General features: G+C 56.5%; 19 protein-coding genes. 9 read left to right on the forward strand and 10 right to left on the reverse strand.

Annotated elements, in window-relative coordinates:
* Positions 1-22: 22 nt before the first annotated feature.
* The 4 genes from K1V27_RS01605 to K1V27_RS01620 all read right to left on the reverse strand — a co-directional run bounded on the left by K1V27_RS01605 (position 23) and on the right by K1V27_RS01620 (position 6573).
* Positions 23-715, reverse strand: a complete 693-nt coding sequence (locus tag K1V27_RS01605) for a c-type cytochrome (protein ID WP_258927772.1) — start codon at positions 713-715, stop codon at positions 23-25.
* A 135-nt stretch (positions 716-850) separates the two neighbouring features.
* Complete coding sequence (locus K1V27_RS01610; RefSeq protein ID WP_258927773.1) at positions 851-4351, reverse strand: YhaN family protein; 3501 nt, start codon at positions 4349-4351, stop codon at positions 851-853.
* Between the two features lie 22 nt (positions 4352-4373).
* Positions 4374-5639 (reverse strand): metallophosphoesterase family protein, encoded by a 1266-nt coding sequence (locus K1V27_RS01615; protein ID WP_258927774.1) that lies wholly within the window; start codon positions 5637-5639, stop codon positions 4374-4376.
* A gap of 106 nt (positions 5640-5745) precedes the next feature.
* Positions 5746-6573 carry a nitroreductase family protein gene (locus tag K1V27_RS01620; RefSeq protein ID WP_258927775.1) on the reverse strand — a complete coding sequence of 276 codons (828 nt, stop codon included), beginning with the start codon at positions 6571-6573 and terminating at the stop codon, positions 5746-5748.
* A gap of 173 nt (positions 6574-6746) precedes the next feature.
* On the opposite strand from K1V27_RS01620, the gene K1V27_RS01625 reads away from it, so the two are divergent.
* Both K1V27_RS01625 and K1V27_RS01630 read left to right on the forward strand, forming a co-directional pair.
* Positions 6747-7781, forward strand: a complete 1035-nt coding sequence (locus tag K1V27_RS01625) for a cation diffusion facilitator family transporter (RefSeq protein WP_258927776.1) — start codon at positions 6747-6749, stop codon at positions 7779-7781.
* A gap of 294 nt (positions 7782-8075) precedes the next feature.
* Positions 8076-8765: a DUF4412 domain-containing protein gene (locus K1V27_RS01630; RefSeq protein ID WP_258927777.1), complete on the forward strand. Its 690-nt coding sequence runs from the start codon at positions 8076-8078 to the stop codon at positions 8763-8765.
* Between the two features lie 70 nt (positions 8766-8835).
* On the opposite strand, the gene K1V27_RS01635 is transcribed toward K1V27_RS01630, so the two are convergent.
* The 5 genes from K1V27_RS01635 to hoxE are packed head-to-tail and all read right to left on the reverse strand — an operon-like array spanning position 8836 to position 13761.
* Positions 8836-10251 (reverse strand): Ni/Fe hydrogenase subunit alpha, encoded by a 1416-nt coding sequence (locus tag K1V27_RS01635; protein WP_258927778.1) that lies wholly within the window; start codon positions 10249-10251, stop codon positions 8836-8838.
* 25 nt (positions 10252-10276) lie between these two features.
* The gene (locus K1V27_RS01640) at positions 10277-10810 is read right to left on the reverse strand and encodes an NADH-quinone oxidoreductase subunit B family protein (RefSeq protein ID WP_258927779.1); all 534 of its coding nucleotides are present in this window, start codon (positions 10808-10810) and stop codon (positions 10277-10279) included.
* A gap of 20 nt (positions 10811-10830) precedes the next feature.
* A complete protein-coding gene (hoxU, locus tag K1V27_RS01645) occupies positions 10831-11595 on the reverse strand; it encodes a bidirectional hydrogenase complex protein HoxU (protein WP_258927780.1) in 765 nt (254 codons plus the stop codon).
* Positions 11592-13244 carry an NADH-ubiquinone oxidoreductase-F iron-sulfur binding region domain-containing protein gene (locus K1V27_RS01650; protein ID WP_309573989.1) on the reverse strand — a complete coding sequence of 551 codons (1653 nt, stop codon included), beginning with the start codon at positions 13242-13244 and terminating at the stop codon, positions 11592-11594. Before K1V27_RS01650 ends, hoxU begins: the two co-directional genes overlap by 4 nt.
* Complete coding sequence (gene hoxE, locus K1V27_RS01655; protein WP_258927781.1) at positions 13228-13761, reverse strand: bidirectional hydrogenase complex protein HoxE; 534 nt, start codon at positions 13759-13761, stop codon at positions 13228-13230. The genes K1V27_RS01650 and hoxE overlap by 17 nt, the downstream gene beginning before the upstream one ends.
* 268 nt (positions 13762-14029) lie before the next feature.
* On the opposite strand from hoxE, the gene K1V27_RS01660 reads away from it, so the two are divergent.
* From K1V27_RS01660 to gatA, 7 genes are all read left to right on the forward strand, one after another.
* Positions 14030-15712, forward strand: a complete 1683-nt coding sequence (locus K1V27_RS01660; RefSeq protein ID WP_258927782.1) for an FAD-dependent oxidoreductase — start codon at positions 14030-14032, stop codon at positions 15710-15712.
* A gap of 136 nt (positions 15713-15848) precedes the next feature.
* Positions 15849-16805 (forward strand): NAD(+) diphosphatase, encoded by a 957-nt coding sequence (nudC, locus tag K1V27_RS01665; protein WP_258927783.1) that lies wholly within the window; start codon positions 15849-15851, stop codon positions 16803-16805.
* A gap of 188 nt (positions 16806-16993) precedes the next feature.
* A complete protein-coding gene (locus K1V27_RS01670) occupies positions 16994-18748 on the forward strand; it encodes a histone deacetylase family protein (protein WP_258927784.1) in 1755 nt (584 codons plus the stop codon).
* Positions 18749-18946: 198 nt separating this feature from the next.
* The gene (locus tag K1V27_RS01675) at positions 18947-19807 is read left to right on the forward strand and encodes an N-acetylmuramoyl-L-alanine amidase (protein WP_258927785.1); all 861 of its coding nucleotides are present in this window, start codon (positions 18947-18949) and stop codon (positions 19805-19807) included.
* Positions 19808-20216: 409 nt separating this feature from the next.
* Positions 20217-20750, forward strand: coding sequence for a hypothetical protein (locus tag K1V27_RS01680; protein ID WP_258927786.1), 534 nt, complete (start codon positions 20217-20219; stop codon positions 20748-20750).
* Between the two features lie 41 nt (positions 20751-20791).
* Positions 20792-21082 carry an Asp-tRNA(Asn)/Glu-tRNA(Gln) amidotransferase subunit GatC gene (gene gatC / locus K1V27_RS01685; RefSeq protein ID WP_258927787.1) on the forward strand — a complete coding sequence of 97 codons (291 nt, stop codon included), beginning with the start codon at positions 20792-20794 and terminating at the stop codon, positions 21080-21082.
* Positions 21083-21115: 33 nt separating this feature from the next.
* Positions 21116-22576, forward strand: coding sequence for an Asp-tRNA(Asn)/Glu-tRNA(Gln) amidotransferase subunit GatA (gatA, locus tag K1V27_RS01690; protein ID WP_258927788.1), 1461 nt, complete (start codon positions 21116-21118; stop codon positions 22574-22576).
* 305 nt (positions 22577-22881) lie between these two features.
* On the opposite strand, the gene glgC is transcribed toward gatA, so the two are convergent.
* A complete protein-coding gene (gene glgC, locus K1V27_RS01695) occupies positions 22882-24159 on the reverse strand; it encodes a glucose-1-phosphate adenylyltransferase (protein WP_258927789.1) in 1278 nt (425 codons plus the stop codon).
* Positions 24160-24161: the final 2 nt, after the last annotated feature.

The raw sequence follows: 24161 nt of genomic DNA on the forward strand, positions 1-24161 counted from the left end.
CGCTTCCCAGAGCAGACTGCCGCTATTTCATGACATGGTTCACATAGCCGTAAAGCTCGGCCGCCTGCCGCCTGCTCAAGGCCGATTCCGAAAATGCCGGCATGGGAGCATCGGGAGATCGAATCCACGTCAAGAACGTATCGAAATCAGTCAGCTTCTGGGAGCCTTTAACGGGTTTGCCCGCGTTCATGACGTTGCCCCCGCGGGGATGGCACCCCGCGCAATTGGATGCATAGAGTCCGGCTCCAGCTTGCTGCAGACTTTCCTGGGCACCTTTTCCCGCAAAAACTATCTCACCGCCAAAATAACCCAAACCACCGACCGTCAGAAAACAGCCAAGGTAAATAGCCGTCAGTGCTTTCCCCGGCAGCTCTTCACGCCGCGCCGCAAAAATTCCTGCGAGCAGAAGCACCAGCAGCAGCACCGCCAGCAGCATTTTCATTTTAAAGGCAAAGATCCACGCTCCGCCAAAGAAGTGCTGCCAGTCCATGAATCCGAACAAAACCGTTGGGAACCAAAAAAAGAGCGCCAGTCCCATGCAATGGCGAGCGGTCCTGAACAGTCCGGCGCGGCGCAAAAGTACCGCACCCAGGCAAAAAACAAAGGCCCCCACCACAAGGCCTATGGGCATATGGGCCTGGGTGGGATGAACCGGATGAGAATAAGGAATTCTCTCAAGAAATGCATAAAAAGTGCTGATCCATGAATCAACCATCGTGACTACCCTCTGGGAAGCGATTGCGCATCCATCATAATGCAAATGCCCGCCAAAAAGAAGAAGGACCATCGGTTGGGCCGGGAAATCCGCACCCCGTCATTTGCCCAAGGGCAACCGCCGCACTGCCCGCCGTCAATGCCCCAGCCTCAATACCTGGTGGGGCAAACCGGCCGCCTGGGCCAATTCCAGTAAATGAACATGGTGGGTGAAGAAGATGATCTGGGTCTTTTTCGAGAGATCCGCCAGTACTCTCAATGTGGCTTCGGCGCGCTGATCGTCAAAGTTGATCAGGATATCGTCCACGATAAACGGCATCGGCTCATTATGCTCCAAATACCTCTCAAGACTTGCCAGGCGCAGGGCCAGGTAAAGTTGATCGCGCGACCCGTCGCTCATGCCCTGCACGCCCACCCGCTCTCCTGCAGGACGAATCCCGAGGAGGATCGGCTGGTCGGCTTCATTGAAATCGGGCTGCAACCCGACAAAAGAGCGCAACGTCAATTGCGCAAACAGCTCCTCGGCTCTCCTCAGCACCGGGTCCTGATTCTCCGCTCGATAGCGCTCCATTTCCCGATTCAGGATGATACAGGCGAGCTTCAAACGAATGTAGCGATTGGCGTGTTCACGCATATCAGTCAAAACGGATTGCACTTGCTCAGCGGCTTCCGCCGCTTTGGCGCCGCCGTCCATCAGCGCCAACTGGGTCTTTTCTCGACCGATCTGCTCGAGATACTCCACTCGCCTGGCCTCCAATTCTTCACTCTGCTGCATCAGCGCGGCAATCTGAGCCGGCAATGCATCTGCATCCACCGCCTCCACTTCCGCCATGAGCTCATCCAGGCCGGCTCCTCCGCTGTAATCCAGCAGCTGTTTTTCAAGCGATTTCAATTCCTCCAGCAAGCGCTGTGCCTGGAGAGAACGCTCTTCAATCTCTTCCAGTTGGCCAAATTCCTGACAACCGGCTTCGCGGCACAGCTCTTTCAGTTTCAGTTCGGAATCGCGCATGACCGCACTCGCGTCACCCATTGTCTGTTCTCTTTCCTTCCGCTGATTCTGCAATTCCAGTCGAGTGGCCGAATCGGTGCGGGCCTCCTGAAGACGTTTGTGCAGATCCAAAACCGCCTGTTCCGCCGGGAGCGACCGCAGATCGGGTTCAAGCCTTTCCACCAGTTGAGTCACGTCCTTTTCGAACGTCTCGCCGTCTCTCGAAATCCCCTCGATGCGATGGTCCAGTCCGGTTATTTTGTCGACTTTGTTGAACAGCTCTTCAATCCTGTCGAGCACTGCATTGGCTTCTGCAGGCGAGGTCTCGACGGGCAATCCCAGAACAGAGAGGGCATCCTTCCATCGCTCGCGCCACTGGACCAGGTCCCCCTGGCAACCGGCAAGACTCTGCCGGGCGGCCGCCGATTCTTCCATCGTCGCCTTAACGGCCTCCTGCAAGAGCTTGTACTTTCCGGTCACTTCGTCGATCCTGTCAATCACCGCCTGGCTTCTGACAATGAGGGATGCCAGTGATTCATCCTGCACGCGCGGTTTTTCACCCAGGCTCTCCAGGCATCGGCCCAAATTGGCGCGATGCGCTTCCATCCGCTGCAGCAGAGCATCAATGCGCCCCTGTTCTTCTCTCAGTTTAACGCTTTGCACAACCAGCTTCTCCTGCCTGGCAAGCCACGGCCGCATCTCGGCAGGTGTCAGAGGATTTGCCCCAAGGGAGCGCCACAACTTCACCCATTCCTGCTGCAACGCGTCGATCTTTGCCTGCCTCTCGCGCTCTTCCCGCTCCCCCCTGGTGAGAGCTTCAGCACACTTCTGGGCCTGAGAAATGAGATGTGCCACCTGAGCCACCCGGTCAGCCTCCCGGCGCAGTCGATCGGCTATGCGGTCGGCTCTTTCGACACTTTTTTCATAAGCAGTCGCCAGCGGATTGTCGGGATCGAATGTTCGCTCGGACTCAGGGTCGGGATCGCTCTCGAGCCATGCCCGTTTCACCAGAGACCAGCCGTGCTCTCTTCTTCCGCGGGCCGTGTCGAGATCGACTTCGGTCGGCACCGGGCCGCTCAGCTGGAGCTCCCTGAGCCTGACTTCCAGCTCCAGCTTGAGGTTGTGATTCTCCCTGTTGCGCTCCTGCACATTCTGCAGGTGCTTGAGTTGGCTGCTCAATTCCAGGTCAAAGCGGTTGATGGTCTCAGCCGACGGGATTGGGACGGCTTCCAGCTCCTCGAGAGTTCCAGACCAGAGTTCCAGCTTGGTGAGCTCCAGCTGCGCCTGCTTCTCACCAGTCTCCAATTCACGGCCGGCTTTTTGTAGCTCCTGTTCGATTTTTCCTTCCTGCAGGGCGAGCGCAATGGCCGCCCGAAGCTCACCGCCGCCGGTCGGAGTTTGCATGGCGGACAGCTCCTGCTTTCTGGCATTCAGTTTGATCTCACATTTCTTGACATCCTGCTGAGCCCTTCGCAACCGCTCCTGGAGAGTCTGAAAGCGGATGCCCAAATCGCGAATTCTGGCTCGCCTGGCGGTCGAGAGTCGCAATCTTTCAACTTCTTCAAATGCCGCACCGGGGTTCAGCTCCTTCAATAGATTCTGAGCGTCCGAGGCGAGCACAATTCTTTCGCCCTGCAAGCGTGGTAGATCCCTGAACGCCTTCCGGTGGCTGCCCAGCCTTTCCACCAGCTGAGTGACCTGGTCGGCCTCGCGCAGAAGCTCCTCCGGAATAGTCAGGCTCGCGACTTTTTCCATGATCCGGCTCAAAGCTTCCCCGGCTATGCGCTCCGTTTCCTTGGCCCTGTCGAGATTCTGCATCGCTTCCCGACGTTTCTTGGAAAAGTTCGGGGAAAGTATTTTCACCTCTCCCAAAGCACCAAGCTTCAACATCAGCTCTTTACGCTCGGCGATTCTGGGGAGCGCTTTGTGCAGGCGCTGCAACCGGCTCTTTTCCTTTTCAATGGAGCGGATCTGCTGCTCCAATCGTTCTCTTCCGGATACGGCACTGCGCAGGGCCTGATCGTGCTCACTCCATTCACGACTGGAAAGAGACGCCTGCACCATAGCCTGCCGGGCATCGCGGTAGGCGTTGATGCTGAGGGGGATCAACTGCGTCCTTCCCCGCGGAAGAAACAGCCTGGCCGCCTCTTCCTCGAGCCCTCTGATGACTTCGCGAATGTTGGTCCTCCCCATACCGGCCGCAAACAGGCTCTCGCCGATGGCTCCGCCTCCGCACAGAATTTGTTCGCCCCCCTTGATGAGCACCTCATGGTTCAAACCAAACATGGTCGAAAAAAACGCTTCCTCGGCACCGTTCAAATATTTGTTCAGCGCCGATTCGGGTATGGGCCGGCCGGTTCTGTCGAGAAGAGTATCCTTTCTCCCCTTGCGCCGCACAAAATACAGCTCATCACCGTCGGAATGGATGATGCGGGCAGCGATACGCAGATTTGGATTGTCATGCAGGAAATTGTCGGGGGTACGTTCCGGAATGCCGAAGAAAAGTGCCGTCAGGGCTCGCAGCGAGGCGCTCTTGCCCGCTTCATTGGGACCGTAAATGATATGCAGCCCATTTGGGCGCTCGGCCAAATCCAAACTCAGGTCCGTAAAGGGACCAAAAGCCATGAAATGCAACTCACGAATTTTCATTGGGAAACCCGCGCCTTACGGATCAGTTGGGATCATCGTGAGAGAGCAGCCTCCCCACCAGAATCTGCTTGACATCCTCGATTATGCTCTGGTGCTCGTGCGGATCATCAAGCTCGATAGCCTGTTCACCGAAGTGCAGTTCCGGAGGAAGCTTGCGCCTGAATTCCGCCAGTTCGTCGAGCAGGGACAGGAATTCTTCGTCGTTGGCACTCAGCCGCTGAATGGAGCGGAGCAGACCTCCAATGGCATCTTCCCGCTTGAGCATTTCATCCAGGCTGGTGCGCGAGCGGGTCTGGATTGCTATTTTTTCAAGCCACACATTGCCACCGCTGAAATCTGTGGCCACCATTCTCATTTCATTGACCCAGCGGTCGGTTTCCCGCATCAGCCGGGAATGCGCGCGGCACATGCCGACAATGTGCAAACGCATGGCCAGCGGTCGTCCATCGCTCTGGTCGAGCTGTTCTTTCACGGCGGAACCGAGCATCTCCACCACTTCCTCGGGGCTGGAAGCGCCTGTCACATCCAAATCATGGACCACCCACCTCAGCACATCCAGATCGCGATGCTCGACGGCACTGATGCGGCCGTCTTGGACACCCACCACGGTGCATCCCTTGGCCCCCGTCTCCCGGATATGCCGCCCCTGGATATTGCCGGGGAAAATGATGAAAGGGTCCTGACACAGCACTTCGCGTCGGTGCACGTGTCCCAGCGCCCAATAATCGTAACCCTTGGTGAGGAGCCCCTGGATGGTGCAGGGTGCGTAGGGTTCGTGCCCTTCTCGGCCGTTCAGGCTGGTATGCAGCATGCCGATGTTGAAAAAACCGGGGACGGCCTGAGGGTAAGCGAGCGAAAGGTCTTCGGTCACCGCCCCTTTGGGAAATCCCTGGCCGTGAACGGCAACACTGAGATCATCAAGAACCACCGTCTGAGGCTTCCTTGCAGAAAATCGCACGACATTGTCCGGCATACTCAGCTGTCGGCTGATCTGGCTCGCAGCATCATGATTTCCGGCAACGACAAACACTTTGACGCCGGCTTCGCGCAGTTTCGACATCTGTGCGGCAAAGAACAGACCGGTGTTGTAATCTTTCCAATCGCCGTCGTAGAGATCCCCGGCAATCAAGAGAAAGTCCGCCTCCTCAGCCAACGTCACATCCACCAGATTGTTGAAAGCCTGGCGGGTGGCTGTGCGTATTCTTTCCACCGGGGCACCCTCATAGCGGGCCAAACCGCGCAGCGGGCTGTCCAGGTGAATGTCGGCAGCGTGGACAAACTTAAACATTCCGGTCTCCCCTGCTAACCTCTATGCCCTCTCGCACCCCACAAAACATGAAAGGGACTCTTTCTCCGTTCACCGAACACGGCCCTTTCACTTGCCCGCAACAACATCATTCTCCGAACCAGGTCACTTGTAGAGGATCGCGCACCGGCATCCGCTGGTAGCGATACCGCGGAAATCCCACCATCATCATCCCGGTTATTTTGTGCTCCTGCGGGATCTTCAAATAATCCGGCAAAGCCGGGTATTGCTGAGCGCAGACTTGGGCAAAACCGGCCCAGCAGGTCCCCAGCCCGAGGGTGGTGGCATACAGTTCGACGTACTCGAGGGCCAGGTAGGTGGTCACCTGGGCCGCCGGAAGGTGCCCGGGGGCGTGCGCCACCAGCAGCTGCGGCGCCCGGCGTAAAATGCGATCCTCGCCGCGCTCATGCGCCCTGATGATTCCAGGCATGTGCAGCCGGTTGGCCAGTTCCGGATCGGTTTCTATCACTCTGCCCATCCACGCAAGGACCATGTCGCACACGCGCTGCAGCGCCTGCGGCCGTTCGACAACGAGATAGGCGACCCCCTGGGAGTTGTGTCCGGAGGGAGCATAACGAGCTGCCTCAAGCAACTGCAGGGTGAGCTCGCGCGCTACCGGCTCCGGTTTGTAGCAGCGGATGGAGCGGCGCGAGCGCAAAAAGTCGAGCGCGCTGCCGCTGTCAATCACCGGAAAATGCTTCACCGGTGCCTGTTGGGCGAGTGGGTTGCGGACATTGTCCAAGGCCCCGTGCGGGCAAACCGCCACGCAGTGACCGCAGGCGATGCAGAACCGGGTCATGCCCGGGCGAACTTGCGGGCCGATGTCCTTGTCGAGAACAAGAATGCCCAGGGGACAAACCTCCACACAAAAGCCATCCTTCTCGCATTTTTCCTGGAGAACCTGTAGCAGCGGCATTTTGAATTTATCCTTTCAATCAGTTGGTGCATACCTTTTCAAGGTTAGCAGCATTGAGCGGATGTGTGAATGGAAAAAACGGTCGGCAGTGGCTATAATGTGTTTTGAAATATCGGTAACGCCGTGACGGCGTCTGATGCATTTTGGATAGTTGCAAAGGAGAGAAAGCTCTTATGGAGCGCCCCCTGGCTGTGAACCATGACGGCAGCGAACATTGTTCAAATCAGTCGAACAAGTGCGGCGATAACCACCCTCATGGTGCAGCGTGCGCGCATCAGCCGATCGAGGTTGAGGACACCAGCGGCCCCCGCCTGCTGATGACTCTCATTCTGAATGTTCTCATTCCGATAGTCCAGGTCATCGGCGGTATAGTCGCTCACAGCATGGCCCTGATCTCCGATGCGGCGCACAATTTCAGTGATTTCACCGCCGTCCTGATCGCCTATGTTGCCAACCGCATTGGGAGAAGGGGCGCTTCGGTCAGCAACACTTTCGGTTATCGTCGCACGGAAATCCTCGCCGCCGTCATCAACGTCGCCCTACTGCTGGGTGCGTCGGTTTTTATTGTGTACGAGGCCATCCACCGGCTGCACCACCCGACACCGGTGATCGGAAGCATTGTGGTTCTGGCGGCCGGCGTTGGAGTCATCGGCAATGGCCTCTCGGCCTGGCTGCTGCAACGGGACGCGCGTCACAACCTCAATGTGCGAGGCGCTTTCCTGCATATGCTGGGCGACCTTCTCACTTCCGTTGTGGTGGCGTTCAATGGAATCATCCTCATGTATCGTCCATGGTACTGGCTGGATCCGGTCCTGTCGGTCCTCATCGCCCTCTTCATACTGAGGAGCTGTTGGACCATTTTGCGCGAGGCCACGCGCATTTTGATGAACGCCACACCGGACGGACTGGATATCTCCAAAATTAAGGAATATCTTGAACGCATGCCGGAAATTCGGGGAGTTCACTATGTGCACGCGTGGAATGTGTGCTCTTCGAGTGTCGCGTTTTCCTGCCATGTGGTGGTGCCGGACCAGCGGTTGAGCGAGGTCGATGCGGTTTCCCGGAAAATCCGACGAGGCCTGCTCACGCGCTTTGGAATCGACCATCCCATCCTGCAGTTTGAATTCACTCCCTGCGGAGAAGGGGGCTTGTTGTGCGAAATGTCCTGCGGCAACGGAACTCGATCCGGGAACGCGGACCGAAGCTGACAGCCGCCGCCTTCGTTATTCCAAGCCAGACACGAAGTCGGGGGCTATGTGCCATACCGCCTGTTCATGCCGGTCTGTCTCAAAGTCATTCGCCACATTTAGGTGACCGTCGTCGAACCCGTTTGCGCTGTTCACCATGAATCCGGCAGGGAACGACCTCATTCCCTTGACAGTCACGGGAACACTTGCTACTCAAGTCGGGCAAGTAACACCGAGGGAGCAGGGGCAGGCCGCCAGCGTGCAAGCCGGCATATTTCTCGCCGGTTCAACCAGAATGAAAGGAGAAATCATAAGGTGATCCGATCACTCATTTCAGCCGCTTTACTGAGTTTGTTGCTGGTAACCGGAGCGAACTGTGCAGAATTTTCCGCAGACCTTTTCACACAAACCGTGGGAGGAACGGATAAAGGAAAGATCTATTTCAGGAACGAAAACATCAGCCGAACGGAAATGATGGGAATGATTTCCATTATGAAACGGCCGTTGATCTATCAACTGTTCACCGACACCCAAAAATATGTGGTCACAAATCTTGATGAGATCAAGGACAGGAATCCCCTGGCCGATACCGCCGACTTCGAGGAATGGATCGGGAAGAACCACCTGAAAAAAGTGGGATCGGAAACCCTGCAAGGATTTGAGTGCGATATCTTCGAGGGCGATATCCAATTCGCCAAAGATCACGACCCGGTTCATGTGAAACTCTGGCAAAGCCGGGAACTGGGCTATCCCATCCGCCATGAAGGCACGCTCCCCGAACAGGCAGGAACGGTCATTTCTTACCTGGAAAATATTCAGACGGGAAAGCAAGCAGATTCCCTGTTCGAGATCCCTGCCGACTATTCCAAGGCGAAGAACATGCAGGAGGCCCTGGGAATGGGCGGGATGCCCGCATTGGGCGATTATGACGAGGGGCAAATGCCCTCGCAGGAAGAACTGCAAAAAATGATGAAAGAGATGATGAAAATGATGGAAAAACAGTAATATGTGCGTCCACTATCAGCCATTCAGCGTGGCCCGAAAACCAGTTAGGTGAGTAACATCCCTGCTCTCCTTAAGCCTGGTCGAGCACCTTTCCATCGGGCCCAATCAGAGCAATGGAAAATTCCTGCTGCCCCAGCACATGCGTCGAGCAGCTGAGACACGGGTCGAAGGCCCGGACGACCGCCTGTATGCGGTTGACGGCCGCATCGGTCAACTTGGGGCCGTCGATGAAGCGTTTGGCCACCTGCAGCACTCCACGATTCATGGCCAGGTTGTTGTTGCCGGTGGCGACGATCATATTGGCCCAGGTCATGAGGCCGCAGTCATCCACCTGGTAGTGATGGAAGAGGGTCCCGCGCGGGGCCTCGACCACACCGATGCCTGCGGTGTAATTGGGCTGGGCGAAGGCTCTGGTGCGGGTGTTCAAGATATCCGGATCCTGCAGCAGCCGATCCAGGGTCTCAATGGAATAGAGGATTTCTATGAGCCGTGCGTAGTGATTATAAAACGAGCTCAAAACGGGGCCGCGCTCCAGGCTGCGGAACTCGGCCCATTCCTGGTCGGCCAGCGGCGTGCCGCAGCCGTTGCACACATTCAGGCGGGCGGCCGGCCCGACCCGGTAGATGCCTTCGGGATAGCCGAGGGGCTTGTAATAGGGGGACTTCAGATAGGAATATTCCTCGACCGCCTCCCCGATGTATTCCTGATAGCGCGCCGGATCGATCTGATCGGCAACGATGTTCCCCTTGGCATCCATGAACCTGAGTTTTCCGTCCACGTGATCGAGGTTGCCCTGGGCGTCGACCAATCCCATGAAATACGTTGGGAAATTGGCAAAGGTGCGAATTTCTTCCCGGTAATTTTCCAGGGACTGCTTGAACACCGCCAGGGTGCGCTGGATGATGTCCACCGCTTCGGGAACCAACGCCAGCATGTTTTCACGGTGATCCGCAGTGAGCGGAGCATTGACGCCTCCCGGGACCACCCAGGCGGGATGAATGCGCTTGCCGGCAAACCATTCGATGATCCGCTGCCCGATCTGGCGCAGCCGAATGCCGTCGCGCGCCAGCGCGGGATGCTTTTCCAGGACCCCTAAAATGTTCCGTTTGGCAGGATCCGAGTCCATTCCCAGCAGGAGATCCGGTGACGAGAGATAAAAGAAACTCACCGAATGGGACTGGATGAATTCTCCGCAGTTCAGCAAGCGTCTCAATTTCATGGCAGTGGTAGGCACCTGCACGCCCAGTATTTCGTCACAGGCCTTTACCGAGGCAAGGGAATGGCTGATGGGGCAAATGCCGCAGATTCTTTCCACCAGAGACGGCATCTCCGTGAAGGGCCGTCCTTCGCAAAATTTTTCAAACCCGCGATACTGGGTGACGTGCAGCCTGGCATCGGCTACCCTGCCCGCATCGTCCAGGATGATACTGATCTTGCCGTGCCCCTCGATGCGGCTGACCGGTTCGATAACGACCTGCTGACCCATGACAAACCTCCTCTTGACAACCTGCTCATGCTCCGAAACGGCTCTTGCCCGTGAGATCGGGGATGCGCCCCTGGAGCAATTCGGATAGCAGGAAAAAAATGGCATCCGCGGGCGGCGGGCAACCGGGCAGAAACACATCCACCTCGACGTATTCATGGACGGGGCGGACCTGCGGCATGAGAGCGGGGACTCCGACCCCGGGAATCTGACCATGACAGGAAACGTTTTCTTCATACCCGCGTTGGAGCACCTCTTGGACCCTGAATTCATTGCGCATGGCGGGCACGTTGGAAGTCACCGCGCAATCTCCGAAGGAAACCAGGATCTTGCTCCGTTCCCGAATGAGCCGCACTTTTTTCACATCAGCATCACTGCTGACGGCGCCTTCCACCAGCGCTACATCGACCGCCTCGGGAAACTCCAGCGCATCCACCAACGGACCGTAGACGATTTCGATCTGCTGTGCCATATCCGCCAGGCGATCATCCAGGTCGAGCAGCGACATATGACAACCGGAACATCCATCCAGCCAGGTCGTGGCAATGCGCATTTTACTCATGGCGAGCTCTCCTTTTCATCTCATTCCCTGTCGACACCGCGCATCAGCTGCAAATAGGGCAGAAACTGCCTGCGCTTGACCATTTCCGCCACCGACTTGCCTTTTTCCGAGAGCGCCCCGGTGGGACACACCTGAACGCATTTGCCGCACCCGGTGCAGGTTGACGAAGATCCCCAGGGCTGGTTGAGGTCGGTGATGACCCGCGAATTGATGCCCCGCTTCATCACATCCCAGGTATGGGCGCCTTCGATCTCGTCGCATACCCTCACACAGCGCAAACAGAGCACGCAGCGGTCATGGTCGAGGGAGAAGCGTTCGTGCGAAGCATCGATGGCCAGACGGGGATAGAGGTAATCATAGTGGACATGGGTCATGCCGAGGTTGACGGCCAGCTGCTGGAGTTCGCAATGGCCGTTGGAGACGCACACCGAACAGACGTGATTGCGTTCTGTAAATATGAGCTCGAGTATTTTCCTGCGGTAATCGGCAATCCGCTCGGAATTGGTGATCACTTCAATGCCTTCTCTACCACGGGTGACGCAGGCGGGAACCAGCTTCGGCGAGCCTTTGATTTCCACGATGCAGAGTCGGCAGGCGCCGCGTTCCGACAAGCCGTCGAGGTGGCAAAGGGTGGGGATGTAGATGTTGTTTTGCCTGGCAACCGCCAAAATGGTTTCATCCTCGCGGGCGCTGACGTCCCGGTCGTCGATCTTGAAGGTCAAGATGCGAACGGACCTGGCCTCGGTGTTGCTCTTTTTTCGAGAAAAAGCGTCGGCAGCTGTCATACGACCTCCTTGGCAGGCTGCATTTTGCAGGCCTTGGCGGGACAGACTTTATCTTCAATGTGTGCCGTGTACTCGTCGCGAAAATAATGCAGTGTGCTCATTACCGGATTGGGGGCCGTTTGCCCCAGACCGCACAAGGCCGTGTTCTTGACCAGGTCGCACAGTTCCTCGATTTTATCGAGATCCGACGGCTGAGCGGCACCGCTTGTGATCTTGCACAGCAGATGGTAGAGCTGCGTCGTTCCCACCCGGCACGGCACGCATTTGCCGCACGATTCCGACATGCAAAATTCCATAAAGAATTTGGCCACATCCACCATGCAAGAGCTCTCATCCATGATAATCATGCCGCCGGACCCCATGATGGAGCCCGCTTCAGCCAAAGACTCGTAGTCCACCGGCATGTCCAGGTATTGTTCGGGTATGCAGCCCCCCGAAGGGCCGCCGGTCTGCACCGCCTTGAACCGACCGCCGCGTGGGATGCCGCCGCCGATTTCAAAGACGATGTCGCGCAGCATCGTCCCCATGGGCACTTCAATCAAACCCGTGTGATTGACCCGACCGGCAAGGGCAAAGACTTTGGTTCCCTTGCTCGTTTCGGTGCCGATGCCGGCGAACCAGGCGCCGCCGTTGCGAATGATGGGAGCGACATTGGCAAACGTTTCCACGTTATTGATCAGGGTCGGACAGCCCCACAGCCCATATTCGGCGGGGTAAGGAGGCCGCGGACGGGGCTTCCCCAGACGCCCCTCGATGGAAGCCATGAGGGCCGTCTCTTCCCCGCACACAAAAGCGCCGGCACCCAACCTCACCCGCACATCAAAGCGGAACCGGGTATTGAAGATGCCGTTGCCAAGCACCCCCAGGCGCTCGGCGTGAGCAATGGCGGTGCGCAGCCGTTTGACGGCGAGTGGATATTCCGCACGGACATAAATGAAACCCTGAGCGGCGCCGACCGCGTAAGCGGCGATGGCCATCCCTTCGAGGACACGATGAGGATCGCTCTCCAAAACGCTGCGATCCATGAATGCGCCGGGATCGCCTTCGTCGGCATTGCAGATGACATATTTCGTGGCATTCACCGCTTTGGCTACGGTCGTCCACTTGAGGCCGGTGGGGTAGCCTGCTCCGCCGCGTCCGCGCAAACCGCCCCTGGTGATTTCCTGGATCACTTCGCGCGGCGTCATGTTGCGCAGAGCCTGATAAAGTGCATAGTAACCGCCTTCGGCGATGTAATCCTCGATTCTTTCCGGATCGATCCTGCCGCAATTTTCCAGCACGACTTTATGCTGCCTGGCGAAAAACGGCAGATCGGTGGAGCAATGCAGGGCATCGATCGGCTCCGCCCCCAGGGATTCGATGATGGGCCCCGCGTCTGAGACCTTGACCCCCTGATAGAGGATCCCGTCCGGTTCGACAAAAACCAGTGGTCCCGCGGTACACAGACCAAGACAGCCGACCCCCTTGACATCCACCCAGTTTTCCATGCCGCGGCGGCTCACTTCCTTTTCCATGGCCTCCTTCAGCGTTGCACTTTGACACGACAGGCAGCCGGCCGCCACGCAGATCTTGATGCGATGCTGAAATCCCTCCCGCCGATCTTTTTCGATTCTCGCGATCTGTTGCAGTTCCTCAAGACTCAGAGTCATGATCCGCCCACCTCGCTATTTTTTCAACCACTGTCGCGGCATCCAGTTTGCCCGCCACCTCTCCGTCAAACACCGCGGCCGGAGCCAAACCACACGAACCAAGACAGCGCGCCGTCAGGAGCGACACTTTGCCGTCCGGTGTGGTCTCTCCCGGGCTGATTCCAAAACCTTCATGGATGCTGTCCAGAATGGCGGTAGAGCCCCCGATGTAACAGGCGGTTCCCATGCAAACTACACAGGTGTGGTCGCCTGGCGGCTTGAGGGTGAAATAGTGATAAAAGGTCGCCACCGCGTAAACCCGGCTGAGTGGTACCGTGAGTTCGCGCGCCACGTACTGCATGGCATCCAGGTCAATGTATCCAAACGATTCCTGCACCGCATGCAGCGTCTCGATGAGGGCGTCGGGCTGATTGCCGTTGAGCCGTATGGTGCGATTGACCGACCGCCAGCGCCGGTCCTGCGACTGCTTAGGGTTAGTTTGCACCGATTGAGAAGCATCCGCCGCTGTCTGAGTCATAGGTCCCTCTCCGGCATGGCGTTTCCAAAGTGTTTCAGTGGTTGGGTGAGTAAAGTTATACGTGACTGTTGGTATGGCGAATTATATAAGGATAATGGTTAACATGCTACCAAAAACGGTGCGGGGAGGATTCACCTGTTCAAGGATAGCTCTCCCGCTGCCTGGCATTGGCTCGATCAATCGGCGGTTGTTTGTTACAGAGCGGACGAGGTTTGAGACAGCCCCTGGTTGGTAAAGTGATCCATCGACGTGACGACAAGAGGTGATCATGCCCAAGAAAAAACGCATTCTCATCGTGGGTGGGGTGGCCGGCGGCGCATCCTGTGCGGCACGTGCCAGAAGACTTTCAGAAGAGGCCGAAATCGTGATCTTTGACCGCGGCAGTCATGTATCCTTTGCCAACTGCGGTCTTCCCTATTACGTGGGCAATGTGATCAGGAGAGAAGAGGCGCTTCTTGTGGCCACTCCCGAATTGTTCAAGGATTGGTTCAACATCGAGGTGAGACTTGAGTCGGAGGTTTTAAGTATTGCCAGAGACCGTCAGGAAATTGAAGTGCGCAATCTCCAGGAGGGCCGAACCTACCGTGAAAGATACGACGCACTGGTGCTCTCACCCGGAGCGGCGCCCATCAAACCACCGCTGGCGGGCATTGATCTGCCCGGCATTTTTACCGTCAGAACCATTCCGGATAGTCGGCGCATAAAGGAGTGGATAATCGACAAGAAGGCTGCCAGCGCCGTCGTTGTCGGCGGCGGCTTCATCGGCCTGGAGATGGCTGAAAACCTGGTCAACCTCGGATTGTCGGTCACCATCGTGGAGATGCAACCACAGGTTATGCCGCTCTATGACCCGGAAATGCTGACCCCGGTACACAAACACCTGGTCCGCAAAGGGGTAAAACTCCACCTGAGCGAAACGGTAGCGGGATTCGAAGCAAACGGTGACCGCCTGACCGTTCAACTCAAATCCGGAGGCCAGGAATGTGCCGACCTGGCCATTCTGTCCGTCGGCGTGCGGCCCGAAACCGGGCTGGCCAGGAATGCCGGCCTGGAGATTGGCAAAACCGGCGGCATCCGGGTTGATGAACAGATGCACACAAGCGATGCGCACATCTGGGCCGTCGGTGATGCCGTCGAAGTCAGGGATGCGGTCACCGGGCTCCCGACCCTGGTGCCGCTGGCCGGCCCGGCAAACCGCCAGGGACGTATCGCCGCCGATGTGATATTCGGGCGTAACTCACGATTCCGCGGCGTTCAGGGGACATCGGCCGTAGTGGTCTTCGGACTGACCATCGCGTCCACCGGCCCGAGCGAAAAGACCCTCCGGCGTCTCGGCTTATGGGATGATTTGAGGTGCGAAAAGATCTACCTTCATCCCAACCAGCATGCCTCCTACTTTCCGGGTGCGAAGATGATGACCATGAAGCTCATCTTCACCGGGGACGACGGGCGCATCATAGGGGCCCAGGCGGTCGGCGAAGCAGGCGTGGAAAAGCGCATCGATGTGCTGGCCTTTGCCATCCAGAAAGAATCAACAGTCTTCGACCTCGAAGAAGCCGAACTGTGTTATTGCCCTCAGTCGGGATCGGCAAAAGACGCCGTCAATTTTGCCGGAATGATTGCCGCAAACGTGCTTCGCCACGATGCTCACATCGTCCATTGCGACGACTTGGCGAGCAGGGACTTTTTGCTCCTGGATGTGCGCGACCCGGCGGAGTTCAGAAGAGGCCACCTCGAGGGAGCCGTCAATATCCCCCTCAAAGAACTTCGAAACAGGCTTGATGAACTGCCGAAGAACCGAGAAATTTTGACGTACTGCCTGATCGGGCAACGCTCCTACTACGCCGATCGCATGCTGACAGAACACGGATTCAAGGCAACGAACATCAGCGGCGGTTACCTGCTACAGACTTTTCATAAGGAAAGTCGCCCCGGAGCCCCCTCAAAATGAATGCCGGGGGCCTTTGACCTATCTCGCCATGGCCTCCGCTTGCGGGGGACAAGGAGCCAAGAGCCTCATTGTAGTGACAGACGGGGACGTCATGGCCCAGCAACATGGAGAGGTTATTAAAAAGAGATTATAAGACATGGACTATTTTAAGGAATTCGCGCCGAATTTTTATTCGGCCGCTCCCGTGGACAGGCTGTGGCACCGGCGAGCGGATCAGGAATGGTTGGAGGCCGCCCTGCGCAACCCGCACACTCGCTTCCTCCCTGTGTGGCAGGCGAAAAATCTCGTGACGCCGGACCAGGAGCCTCACCCGCTTGAACTCACTGCTGCACAGGTTGCCAATGCCGTTTGCGATACGGGCACATTGGTACTGCTTGGAGACTGGAACAATCGGATTTACTTTGCGGTCGACTTGGCAACCAACGGTTCGACTGCTCCTGCAAGGTTTGCCGAGCTCGGACGATTTCGCGATCTGAGAGTCCTGGGCCCCTTGCTGGATCACCGTGAAGCGGCGCTGCTCGCTTATGCAAGAGCCATCACCTATTGGCATGGGCAGAATCGATTCTGCGGAACATGCGGCGCCGCAACCAAGAGCGCTCACGCCGGGCACATGAGGACCTGCACGAACGAAGGGTGCGCCAAAGAGCACTTTCCCAGGACCGATCCGGCCATTATCGTCCTCATTACTTGCGGCGCGAGCTGTTTGCTTGGCCGCCAGCCCCAGTGGCCGGAAAAGATGTATTCCACCATCGCCGGCTTTGTGGAACCGGGCGAAAGCCTGGAAGACGCCGTCATGCGCGAGGCATCTGAAGAGACCGGCATTCACATCAAGCAATTATGCTATCGGTCTTCCCAGCCGTGGCCGTTTCCTTGCTCGATAATGCTGGGGTTTAGAGCCGAAGCGGCCAATCACGAAATTCAGCTGAAAGACCAGGAATTGGAGGATGCCCGCTGGTTCTCGCGAGATGAAATCGAAACGGCACTGCGCGGGGGACATCTACGCCTGCCCACTGCCGTCTCCATCGCCTACCGCCTCATTGAAGAATGGTTTAATGAAGAACACTCCGAGGGTCTTCACAGCCTATTGCGGTGAAGCCGCGAGGAATTTGCCAGAGAACTGCCTCTGCTTCGAATGAGAGGGATAGGGTGAGGAGTGATCGGATAGACCGGTTGCTCACCCGCCATCACCCCGACCCTCTCCCCCCGCGGTGAGAGAGGGGGGCGTCCCCCGAGCAGCGCGGGGCTATATGTGGATAACTGTCAGCCCATGGGAGCCGTCAGGTGTTTAGAATTCGAAGAATTTTCGATGCAATCATGCCCGGCAATCGCGAGATTGTCAGACAGGTTCAACAAATATTGAGAGAGCAGCTGCCGGAGCTGAACCCGGCCGACATCGACAAGATTCCGGAACAGCTTCGGAATCCTCTCAAGCACCGCTTCCAGTCCATCCTGTACACGGCCGAAGGGTTCAAACGAACCGTCAAAGGGTTTGCCCTCCTGTCCTATGAACCAAACCTGCATTTCTGTTTCCTCGATTACATCTCCGCCGCCAGGCTGGCAACGGGCGCCGGGGTAGGCGGCGCCCTGTATGCCAGGATACGGGAAGAGGCAAATTCTTTGAACGCCATCGGCATTTTCTTTGAGTGTTTGCCTGACGACCCAAGACTCTGCCGAGACCCAGAGGTACTCAACTACAACAAGGCGCGACTGCAGTTCTATGAAAAATTCGGGGCTCGACCCATCATCCACACCGCCTACGAAACTCCCGTCAAGCCCGGAGGCGACAACCCTCCCTATTTGGTTTTCGACGGGCTGGGCCAGAACAGGCCGCTGAGGAAGGAAGACGCCCAGGCTATCGTGCGTGCAATTCTGGAACGTAAATACAAACACCTTTGCCCAAAATCATACGTCGACATGGTGGTGGATTCCTTCAGGGATGATCCCGTGCTTTTGCGAGAACCCCGCTACGTCAGGAGAGAAAAGTCGCGAGCGATCCCTGCTGTCAGCGGAAAGTTGCGCAAGATAGCTCTGGTCGTGCATGACAAACACACCATCCATCATGTGCATGAAAGGGGTTACGTTGAATCGCCGGTCCGCATCAAATCCATATTGAAGGAGCTCGAGTCCATTCATCATATCTTTGAAAAAATTTTACCTCGTGAGTTCTCGGAAAAATACCTCAAAACAGTGCACATGAGCAGTTATATCGAATACTTCAAGCGCGTCTGCAAGAAGTTGGAAGTCGGCAGGTCCGTCTACCCATACGTTTTCCCCATCCGCAACGCCGCCAGGCCTCCCAAAGAGCTGGTGGTGCGAGCCGGCTATTACTGCATTGATACCTTTACCCCTTTGAATGCCAATGCGTTTCAAGCGGCCAAAAGAGCTGTCGACTGCACGTTGACCGCCGCCGAACAACTGCTGGAAGGCTACCGGCTGGCCTACGCTTTGATCAGACCGCCCGGCCACCATGCCGAAAATCGCGCCTTCGGAGGCTTCTGCTATTTCAACAACGCGGCTATTGCGGCGCAGTTCCTCTGCCAATATGGCAAGATTGCCATACTCGACATCGACTATCATCACGGCAACGGTCAGCAGCAGATTTTTTACGAACGAAACGATGTCCTGACGGTTTCGATTCACGGGCATCCGCACTTCGCCTATCCCTATTTCAGCGGCTTTGAGGACGAGACCGGCCAGGGGCTGGGCAAAGGGTACAACATCAACTATCCTCTGGCAGAAACCATTGACGGCGAGCACCATCGGCGCCCGCTGGAAAAGGCGGTCAAGAAAATAGCGGCTTTTGCTCCTTCTTACTTGATCGTATGTTTTGGACTGGACACCGCAAAAGGAGACCCGACCGGCACCTGGAGCCTCGTCGCCAGGGATTACGACAAGCTGGGGACAATCATCGGGCAGATGCAGCTGCCCACTCTGGTGGTGCAGGAGGGGGGATATAACAATCGGGTCATCGGGGTGAACGCCCGGCACTTTTTCCTCGGCTTGTGGTCCGGCCGGTTCGAGCAGCGAAAACGATGACCATGGTTCCCGCGATCTTCACAAAAACATTGCATTTTCAGTGCTTCCATTGGTATAGTGTTTAAGAAAATGATTTCGGCTTTCAAGCAGGCTGGGTTGAGGTACGAAACTCATCAAAATGGGCGTTGAGTTTTGTCACGCGTGGCCCAACCTACGCCATACCCTGATTCCATCCACCATGCAGATTCATGATGTGACATGGACCGAAGCAGCCCCGCCGGCAAGAATGATCGAAGGCAGTTCCTGTTTCATATGCTCAAGGGAACCGCGCTTTTGCTGCTGCAGGGATGCAGCGGCCTGGCGAACCGGACATTGGACTACCTCCCGCCACACGCCTATCTTCCCTCCCGCCGCGCCATCGAAACGGCAGCCGCGGTGCAAACGGATCTCCCGAAAGAAACCTGTGTAACGCACGAAGTGGCTCCAATGGAGACTGTTCCCAGGCTCGCCCAGATGTATGGGGTGACCGAACGGGAGCTCACAGAGGCCAACCGACTGAAGCCCGGAGAAGCTTTGCAGCCGGGGCAGAAACTCATCATTCCTCACCCTGCTCGCTACAAGAATATCGTGCCGGTTTATGAGAATGACCGCTGGCAATACATCGTTATCCATCATACCGCCGGGAAGACGGGGAAAGCGCTGCTGGTTGACCGAATCCATCGCGAAAGAGGGTTTGACGAGGGGTTGGGCTACCATTTTCTGGTTGACAATGGTTCTCTTGGAAAAGGCGATGGGCAGCTGGAAGCGGCGCCGCGCTGGATCCGACAGGACGAGGGAGCGCACTGCAAGGCTTCAAACATGAACGTCAGAAGCATCGGCATTGGTCTGGTGGGCAACTTCAACGACCAAAAACCCTCGGCTGCACAAATGAACACTCTCATACAGCTGGTTGCCCTGCTGGCAATCCATTACCAGATTCCCGCATGCAACGTACTGGGGCACTGCATGGTGCCGGGCGCAAAAACCGACTGCCCCGGTCATCGATTTCCCTGGCAACGGTTCCAGCTCAGCCTGCAGCAGGTCATGCCGGCTTCTTCGATGCTGGCAAGATCCCGATAAATCCTCCTATCCTTCTATGCTTGTTAAGGAAAGCAACATGCATTTCTATGCCGGCAGTCACTGATGGGTTTCGTCACGCTCGGGCGTGACTCTATTCATCCTACATCAAAGTGGTTACGGGCAATGCCGGAATGCCGCAGGATGAGTAGAGCGAAACGAAACCCATCAACAAGGCCTGCAAACAATGAAACATCTCATGCTTGACCGGTAAAAATTGCGCTTCGGTCAATAACTTACAGGTGACGTTACGGATTTCGACTGAAGCTCACTCTTCCATCCTCTGCAAATAAGAAATTGATAAAAAGAGGTTTTTTTTGTACAAAAGCAGGGTTCTGGGCGGGCTGGTGCCTGCAGGATGAGAGACTTCCGGATCTGACAGGAAAGCCGAACATGGGGTAAGCATTGCGGGATGAAACGAGTTCCTTTTCAACAAGAAGAGATCGCCGTTCTGAGGAAGGCCATTGAAATCTCAGAGGAGCTCATCAGTGACTATTACAAGATTTCCACTTCCGAGTGGAAACGCTACCGTTACGATATTCAATCCCTGGCGGATCTGCAGGAAGATGAAATCATCGACATTGCTTTTGCCCAGATTCGCCGTTATGTAAAGCACCCGCAGTCGAAACTGCGCGGCAGCGAAGTGGGGGATTATTTCAAGATTTGCCTGCAGGATCATGTCATTCGAAAAGCCGTGCAGCGGGACTGTCACATACAGATGCTGCCGCTTGCAGCGTACATTGTGACCCACGAGTTGATTCACGTCGTCCGTTTCGCCAAGTTCGTACAGCGCTTCCACAGCACAAAGGCCGAACAGGAGGTCGAAGAGGCGAGGGTCCATGCCTTGACTCAACAACTGCTGGAGGGACGTAAGCTAGAAGGAATGCCGGAAGTGTTGGACGCGTTCAGGGACTGCCGTGCCATGGAGACATTCCGTGCCATCTAACGGCAACAGGATTTTTAGAAAGGAATGGGTTGTCCGCGATCATGAGAGAGAAAATCACCCGAAGTGAAATTCGCCACGTTGCCAAACTGGCCAGGCTGGAATTGCAGGAGGAGGAAGAGAGGCTCATGACCGATCAAATGAACAACATTTTGTCCTACATGGACAAACTCAACGAGCTCGACACCTCCGCGGTCGCACCAACGACTCACGCCATTCGATTACAGAATGTGTTCCGCAAGGACCAGGTTGAACCGTCACTGGAGCGTGAAGAAGTGCTGGCCAATGCTCCGCAAAGCGATGGAGCAAGCTTTGTTGTGCCCAAAGTTTTTTAGTGAGCGGCAAATCACATAAGAAAAGAGGTTTCTGTGGAAATATTTTCATTGACAATGCATGACCTGCATGAATTGTTGGTTCGCAGGGAACTGAGTGTTACCGAAGCCGTCAGGAGCTTTCTGGAGCGCATCCAAACATTCAACGGCAAATTGAACGCCTACCTCACCGTGCTGGCGGAGCAGGCGTTGCAAGAGGCCGACCGGTTCGACAACGGCAAAAAAGATCTGACAGAATCCCCGCTCGCGGGTGTCCCTCTGGCCATTAAGGATGTCCTGTGCACGCGGGGTATCCGTACTTCCTGCGGTTCAAGAATTCTCCAGCAGTTTGTCCCGCCTTTTGATGCAACGGCTGTCGAAGCACTGCACAGAGCCGGAGCGATTTTTCTTGGGAAAACCAACATGGACGAGTTCGCCATGGGTTCGTCCAACGAAAATTCCGCCTATGGCCCATGTCGCAACCCGTGGGACCTGGAACGGGTGCCCGGAGGGTCGAGCGGCGGTTCGGCTGCGGCGGTTGCGGCGGATTTGTGTGCCGGCGCACTGGGTACCGATACGGGAGGATCAATTCGTCAGCCGGCATCATTTTGCGGCGTCGTTGGACTCAAACCCACCTACGGCCGAGTATCGCGCTTCGGTCTGGTGGCCTTCGCGTCTTCGTTGGACCAGATCGGCCCCATCACCAAGGATGTCGAAGACGCCGCCATTCTTCTGCAGGCGGTCGCCGGCTATGATCGACGCGATTCCACATCGGTGGATCGCCCGGTTCCCGATTACCGGGAAGCTCTCCGGACCCCGATAGAAGGTCTCAAACTCGGCATTCCCCAGGAGTATTTCATTGACGGGATGAATCCGGACGTGGTGCAGGCGGTTCAGCGGGCCATCCAGACCTGCCGGGATTTAGGGGCAGAGATCGTTGACCTGTCACTGCCGCACACCGACTACGGCGTGGCCGCCTATTACATCATTGCGCCGGCTGAAGCCAGTTCCAACCTGGCACGTTATGACGGGGTCAAATATGGCTTTCGTGTTCCCGACGCCAAAGATCTGATGGATATGTACTGTCAGAGCCGCGTGAACGGTTTCGGATTTGAAGTGAAACGGCGCATTATGCTGGGCACTTACGCTTTATCGGCGGGTTACTATGATGCCTATTACAGAAAAGCATCACAGGTGCGGAGCCTGATCAAACAGGATTTTCTCGCAGCCTTCGAAAAATGTGATGCGCTGTTGGCGCCCGTTTCCCCTGTGCCGGCCTTCAAGATTGGTGAGAAGAGTGATGATCCGCTGCAAATGTATTTGAGCGATGTGTTTACCCTGCCCGCAAGTCTCGCCGGTGTTCCCGGAATTTCCGTACCTTGTGGTTTCACCGCGGAGCAGCTGCCCGTCGGTTTGCAGATCTTGGGACCTCATTTCCAGGAAGAACTCATCCTGCGGGTAGCATTTCACTACGAACAGGCGACCCGCGATCAAAGGCCAAAACCGGCCGTCCTGTGACAGGCCCTGACCTTAGCTGGTTCTCGCCCGGGAAACCCTCGCTTCCTCTCCGTTCATGCTGACAGTTACCGGCACACGGCCCCGCGGCACACTCCCGCTCCCCCCCCGCGGCTGATGGTTGGGCGCACTTGACAGCGCAGAGGGAGAGGGTCGGGGTGAAGGGGCTCTTTCGTGATTCAAAGGTGGCAAGGATGGGCAGAGTCACACGATGTGCGCGCCGAAGCCGTAACCCGTCACCGATCGGCTGGCAATAAGGGAAGGTTTGATCCCCGGCGTAAAACAGCATCTTCGCTCAAGGCCGGCTGTCAGGATGTGAAATGGCCTTTGGGCACCGTCACGATTCCGCGCGGGGTGACTTCGAAGTTCTGGCGATCCTCCTGCGGGTCGATACCGATCTGGGTGTGCGGCGGAATGACATTGTCCTTGTCGATGATCGCCTTTTTGATTCTGCAATTGCGCCCAATTTCCACGCCGTCCATGATCACCGACTCGTCTACTTCCGCCCAGCTCCTTACCATTACGTTGTAGGACAAAACCGAACTGCGAACGATGCCTCCGCTGATGATGCATCCGGGGGCAACCATGGAGTCGACCGCCATACCGATGCGCGGCGGGTTGTCGCCGTTGCGTTGATTGAAGACAAACTTGGCGGGGGGATACTGACGCTGGTAGGTGCGTATGGGCCACAGGCTGCCGTACAAGTTGAAGAAAGGATCGACCCCCGTGAGATCCATATTGGCATTCCAGTAGGCATCCAGGGTACCGACGTCACGCCAATACTGCGAGTCGCGTGTGCCGTCGACCAGTTCCAGCCGCCGGACCCCATCGGGTCCAACCATGTGAATGTAATCCCTGATCCTGTTCAAGCGCCGGTAAGGGTAGGCCAGCACCTTGAGCTCCTCGACGCACTTGGGGATAATGTCTTTGCCAAAATCTTGAAAGTCCGTTTCCTTGAGCATCTTGAGGAGGACTTCAGTCTTGAACAGGTAAATGCCCATCGACGCCAGCGAACGATCCGGATCGTCCGGTATCGACTTCGGTTCACGTGGCTTCTCCTCCCACGCCCGTATCTTGAAGTCGTTGTCCACTTCCGCGATACCAAACTCCGATGCCTGACCCCTATCGACTTCAAGGAGACCAACCGTTATATCGGCGTCATTTTCTTCATGATAGATTCTGAACTGTGAATAATCCATCTTGTAGACATGATCACCGGACAGAATTAATACCAGGCGCGGACGCTCTCTTTCGATCAAATAGAGGTTGTGCCGTACGGAGTCGGCCGTGCCGCGATACCATTCCGCTCCCATACGCTGCTGAGGGCCCACGATACGCAGATAGTGGCCGAGGTCACTGGAGAATATGTTCCAGCCGTCTTCCAGGTGATCGACCATAGACTGCGATTTATACTGGGGAAAGATAAGGATCTTGTAGAGTTGCGAATTGATGCAGTTGCTCAACGGAATGTCAATGAGGCGGTAAATGCCGCCAAAAGGCACCGCCGGTTTGGAGCGGTCGAGGGTAAGCGGCATAAGCCTTGTGCCACGCCCACCTGCCATTATGATCGTGAGTACGTCTTTCATGA

Source organism: Desulfoferrobacter suflitae (assembly GCF_022603395.1).
Taxonomy (GTDB): domain Bacteria; phylum Desulfobacterota; class Syntrophobacteria; order Syntrophobacterales; family Syntrophobacteraceae; genus Desulfoferrobacter; species Desulfoferrobacter suflitae.

Excerpts from the sequence above, each read along its gene's own strand:
- K1V27_RS01605 (WP_258927772.1), bottom strand. The coding sequence starts at position 715 with ATGGTTGATTCATGGATCAGCACTTTTTATGCATTTCTTGAGAGAATT.
- K1V27_RS01610 (WP_258927773.1), bottom strand. The coding sequence starts at position 4,351 with ATGAAAATTCGTGAGTTGCATTTCATGGCTTTTGGTCCCTTTACGGAC.
- K1V27_RS01615 (WP_258927774.1), bottom strand. The coding sequence starts at position 5,639 with ATGTTTAAGTTTGTCCACGCTGCCGACATTCACCTGGACAGCCCGCTG.
- K1V27_RS01620 (WP_258927775.1), bottom strand. The coding sequence starts at position 6,573 with ATGCCGCTGCTACAGGTTCTCCAGGAAAAATGCGAGAAGGATGGCTTT.
- K1V27_RS01625 (WP_258927776.1), top strand. The coding sequence starts at position 6,747 with ATGGAGCGCCCCCTGGCTGTGAACCATGACGGCAGCGAACATTGTTCA.
- K1V27_RS01635 (WP_258927778.1), bottom strand. The coding sequence starts at position 10,251 with ATGGGTCAGCAGGTCGTTATCGAACCGGTCAGCCGCATCGAGGGGCAC.
- K1V27_RS01640 (WP_258927779.1), bottom strand. The coding sequence starts at position 10,810 with ATGAGTAAAATGCGCATTGCCACGACCTGGCTGGATGGATGTTCCGGT.
- hoxU (WP_258927780.1), bottom strand. The coding sequence starts at position 11,595 with ATGACAGCTGCCGACGCTTTTTCTCGAAAAAAGAGCAACACCGAGGCC.
- K1V27_RS01650 (WP_309573989.1), bottom strand. The coding sequence starts at position 13,244 with ATGACTCTGAGTCTTGAGGAACTGCAACAGATCGCGAGAATCGAAAAA.
- hoxE (WP_258927781.1), bottom strand. The coding sequence starts at position 13,761 with ATGACTCAGACAGCGGCGGATGCTTCTCAATCGGTGCAAACTAACCCT.
- K1V27_RS01660 (WP_258927782.1), top strand. The coding sequence starts at position 14,030 with ATGCCCAAGAAAAAACGCATTCTCATCGTGGGTGGGGTGGCCGGCGGC.
- nudC (WP_258927783.1), top strand. The coding sequence starts at position 15,849 with ATGGACTATTTTAAGGAATTCGCGCCGAATTTTTATTCGGCCGCTCCC.
- K1V27_RS01675 (WP_258927785.1), top strand. The coding sequence starts at position 18,947 with ATGGACCGAAGCAGCCCCGCCGGCAAGAATGATCGAAGGCAGTTCCTG.
- K1V27_RS01680 (WP_258927786.1), top strand. The coding sequence starts at position 20,217 with ATGAAACGAGTTCCTTTTCAACAAGAAGAGATCGCCGTTCTGAGGAAG.
- gatC (WP_258927787.1), top strand. The coding sequence starts at position 20,792 with ATGAGAGAGAAAATCACCCGAAGTGAAATTCGCCACGTTGCCAAACTG.
- glgC (WP_258927789.1), bottom strand. The coding sequence starts at position 24,159 with ATGAAAGACGTACTCACGATCATAATGGCAGGTGGGCGTGGCACAAGG.